Source organism: Mycobacterium vicinigordonae (assembly GCF_013466425.1).
In the GTDB taxonomy this organism is placed as follows: domain Bacteria; phylum Actinomycetota; class Actinomycetes; order Mycobacteriales; family Mycobacteriaceae; genus Mycobacterium; species Mycobacterium vicinigordonae.
Map to the genome: position 1 here is coordinate 435529 of NZ_CP059165.1, position 3492 is coordinate 439020.

General features: G+C 62.8%; 3 protein-coding genes. 2 read left to right on the forward strand and 1 reads right to left on the reverse strand.

All coding sequences use genetic code 11. The features are described from left to right. Positions 1-5 precede the first annotated feature (5 nt). Positions 6-1274 carry a glycosyltransferase gene (locus H0P51_RS02010; protein ID WP_180916405.1) on the forward strand — a complete coding sequence of 423 codons (1269 nt, stop codon included), beginning with the start codon at positions 6-8 and terminating at the stop codon, positions 1272-1274. Between the two features lie 22 nt (positions 1275-1296). Here H0P51_RS02010 and H0P51_RS02015 read toward each other — a convergent pair whose 3' ends face one another. Then, positions 1297-2718: a cytochrome P450 gene (locus tag H0P51_RS02015; protein ID WP_180916406.1), complete on the reverse strand. Its 1422-nt coding sequence runs from the start codon at positions 2716-2718 to the stop codon at positions 1297-1299. Positions 2719-3199: 481 nt separating this feature from the next. On the opposite strand from H0P51_RS02015, the gene H0P51_RS02020 reads away from it, so the two are divergent. Then, positions 3200-3475 carry an MbtH family protein gene (locus H0P51_RS02020; protein WP_180916407.1) on the forward strand — a complete coding sequence of 92 codons (276 nt, stop codon included), beginning with the start codon at positions 3200-3202 and terminating at the stop codon, positions 3473-3475. Positions 3476-3492 lie beyond the last annotated feature (17 nt).

Genomic DNA, 3492 nt, shown 5'->3' on the forward strand with positions numbered 1-3492 from the left:
CAACCATGAAAATCGCGCTGGCAAGTTACGGCACGCGCGGCGACATCGAGCCATGCGTCGCCGTCGCGCGTGAACTACTGCGCCGCGGGCATGAGTTGCGGATGGCTGTCCCACCCGACCTGATCGGTTTCGTCGAGGCTGCCGGGCTCTCCGCTGTCGCCTACGGCCCGGATTTGCAGGCGGTTCTGGACGCGCACCGCAATTTCTGGACGCACTTCTTCCGCAACTTCTGGAAAGTGCGGGAATTGATCAAGCTGCGGCGCGAAGCCGTGCAACCCTTCCTGCAGAGCTGGAAGGACATCATCGCCACCCTGACCACCCTGGCCGACGGCGCCGATCTGCTTTTCACCGGCGTGAATTTCGAGGACGCCGCCGGCAACGTCGCCGAGTACTACGACATTCCGTTGGCCACGCTGCACCTTTTTCCGTTGCGGGCCAACGGCCAGTTCGTGCCGTTCCTGCCACCGCGTGCGGGCCGAGCGGCGATGCAAGTATCCGAATGGGTGGCCTGGCGGGCGGCCGCGAAGGTCGAGCGTGTTCAGCGCGACGAACTCGGTCTCCCTAAAGCCACCAAGCCCTCGCCGCGGCGGGTCACCGAGCGCGGATCGCTGGAGATTCAGGCCTACGACGGTGCCTGCTTTCCGGAGTTAGCGCGGGAGTGGTCGGAGTTCGGGAGGCAACGGCCCTTCGTAGGGGCGCTGACCATGGAGTTGCCGGGTGAGGCCGATGAGGAGGTGGCCGCGTGGATTGCCGCGGGAACGCCGCCTATCTTCTTTGGTTTCGGCAGCCTTCCGGTCAAGTCCGCGGCGAACACGTTTGCCATGATCAGCGCGGCATGTGCCGAGTTGGGCGAGCGGGCGTTGGTCTGCGCCGCCGGGACTGACTTCAGCCAGATTCCGCCCGCCGATCACGTCAAGGTCGTCGGCACGATGAATTATGCTGCCGCCTTTCCCGCTTGCCGCGCGGTCGTTCACCACGGGGGCCTGGGTACCACCGCCACCGGTCTGCGCGCCGGGGTGCCCACGGTGATCCTTTCCACCGACCTCGATCAGACGCTGTGGGGAAGGCGAGTCAAACACTTGAAAGTTGGTGCCGCGCGGCGTTTTTCGGCGACAACCGAGAAATCTTTGGTGGCAGACCTACGCACTGTACTCGATCCGCGCTATGTCGCGCGGGCCCGCGAATTCGCCACCCAGATGACCAAACCCGCCGACAGCATCGCGGCCGCCGCCGACCTGATCGAGACATTTGCCAGCGTTAGCCGCCACGCCTGACTTGATCCGCAGAACCACGAAATCAGCTGGGCCGCTTATCGCTCGACGGCGTCGTGGTCTTCGCGTTGACCGGACAGCCCGGAGGCTGAACCGGCCTCGGCGGCGCTGAAGAAACTTCTCTTACAGCCCGGATCTCGATGCGCGCGCCAAGGTGGGGTACCAACGTGACGTGTTTGGACTTCTGCTTTTCGTCTTCTTCAGTGGTGGTGTTCAATTCGAGGCGGCGCAGGATCTCACGCAGCACAACCCGCATCTCCACCTGGGCAAAGATCGCGCCCAGACAGCGGCGATTTCCGCCCCCGAACGGTAGCCATGTGGTCGGGCTCAGGGTGGCGCCCAACATTCGGTCTGGATCGAATCGGTCCGGTTCCGGATACAGTTCGGCGCGTGCATGTACTAGCCCTATGCCTGGGTTTACCGTCACGCCTGCCGGCAGCAGGTAGCCTCCCACCTCGGTCGGCTCCTTGAGGATGCGGCCGGAACTGAAGATGATCGGGCGTACGCGCAGCGTCTCTTTGATCACTGCGTCGAGGTACTCGTCCCCGGCGGGATCGCCCGCCGCGCTGGCGTCGGCCGCCCACACGGACTTTGCCAGCACGGAGGGGTGCCGGACCAGTCGCTCCAATACCCACGACATCGCCGATGCGGTGGTCTCGTGTCCGGCCGCGATCAGGGTAAGCAGCTGGTCGCGCAGCTCGGGGTCGCCCATCGAGCGCCCGTCCTCGTCGGTGCTGCGAATCAGCATGGCCAGCACATCAGTTCGCTCGGCGATATCAGGATCGGCGCGGCGGTCGGCGATCTCGGCGTAGAGCAGCGCGTCCGTTTCTTCGAATCGCCGACCCAGCGCACGCCACGGACCGTGCCGTTGCAAGCTCGGTTTGGCGATCGCTGGGGTCTCCCAAGCACTCAAATACAGCAGCCGCGGCACCACCCTGCGCAGTTTCGCTAGCCGCTGCGGGTCGGTGGCGCCGATGACGGTGCGCAGGATCACCTCGAGGGTAATCTCGGTCATCTTCGAGGCCACCGGGAAACTCTTGCCCACCGGCCAGCCGGCCAGGTTCTCGATGGTGATCTGAGCCATCTGGTCGGCCTGCCGTGCGACGGCGTCGCGATGAAACGCCGGCATCATGAGCCGACGCCGGTCTCGATGCTCGTCCTCGTCGATGACGAAAATGGAGGTTTCCCCGAGTACCCCGCTCAAGTACCAGTGTGCTTCGCCAGCGTGAAACACCCGTGGGTCGCCGGCGAACACAGTCTTGATGTCGGCGGGATTCGCAAGATAGACGACTGTTCCGGCGAGAGGTTCACGCAGTGTGAACACGTCTCCGTAGCGTCGCTGGCATCCGGTGAGGAAACGCAAACCATAACGCAGCATTAGGGCAGACTGGGCGATTAGGGGGAGTCGTGGTCCGGGCGGCAGCGCGGTTGGCGCGGAATCGCTCATTGTTCGATACTAACTAGCGGCAAGACGCCGCCGGTTGGGGCCCTTACCGGCAACATTTTCTCCTTAGATGAATTCGTTTCACCGTGGCAGCCGTTCACGATTTTATGGAGAGGCGGTTTGAAGTGCTTATTCAAGCCTATGCCGAAGCGGTTGAATGAATTCATTGTGGGCTTGGCCACCCTCTCCTGGGTATCTCGATCGCGATAGCCGCACCACGGGGCGCCGCCATCGCTGGTGTGGCGACCAGGTCAATAGTCTTGTCCGACAACCATTCTGGCGCATTTGCGGTCCCGTGCCCCGGGTTCGGTCCGAGCGAATCCCTCGACCGCAATCGAAGGAAGCGTGCCGCGCCGCCGAAAACATTGCCCAGCCAGCGCATTTACAAACTCGACGAAAGGTCACATTCGAAAATCATTGTCGTAACCGGGTCTGAAACAGCAAAGTTCCGACACCGAGGTTCCCCGTGCTGTATACCTCCCGTATGGTTAACGAACGGTATTCCATCCTGTTCGGGCGGGCATTGGGGAGAAATTTCGTGACCAATCCTTTTGATGACGGCAACGGCAGCTTTTTGGTACTGATCAACGAACAGGAACAGCACAGCCTCTGGCCTGCATTCGCCGATGTGCCATCGGGCTGGCGGGTCGTGCACGGGGAAGCCCCGCGCGCGGAGTGTCTGCATTACGTAGAACAAAGCTGGCCCGACATACGACCTATCAGTCTGCGAGAGAGGCTGGCTGCTAGCAGCGACAAGTGACCCGGCGCGGTATGCCC

Bases quoted from the DNA above. Each gene is read 5' to 3' on its own strand.
- H0P51_RS02010 (WP_180916405.1), top strand. From the start codon at position 6: ATGAAAATCGCGCTGGCAAGTTACGGCACGCGCGGCGACATCGAGCCA.
- H0P51_RS02020 (WP_180916407.1), top strand. From the start codon at position 3,200: ATGGTTAACGAACGGTATTCCATCCTGTTCGGGCGGGCATTGGGGAGA.
- H0P51_RS02015 (WP_180916406.1), bottom strand. From the start codon at position 2,718: ATGAGCGATTCCGCGCCAACCGCGCTGCCGCCCGGACCACGACTCCCC.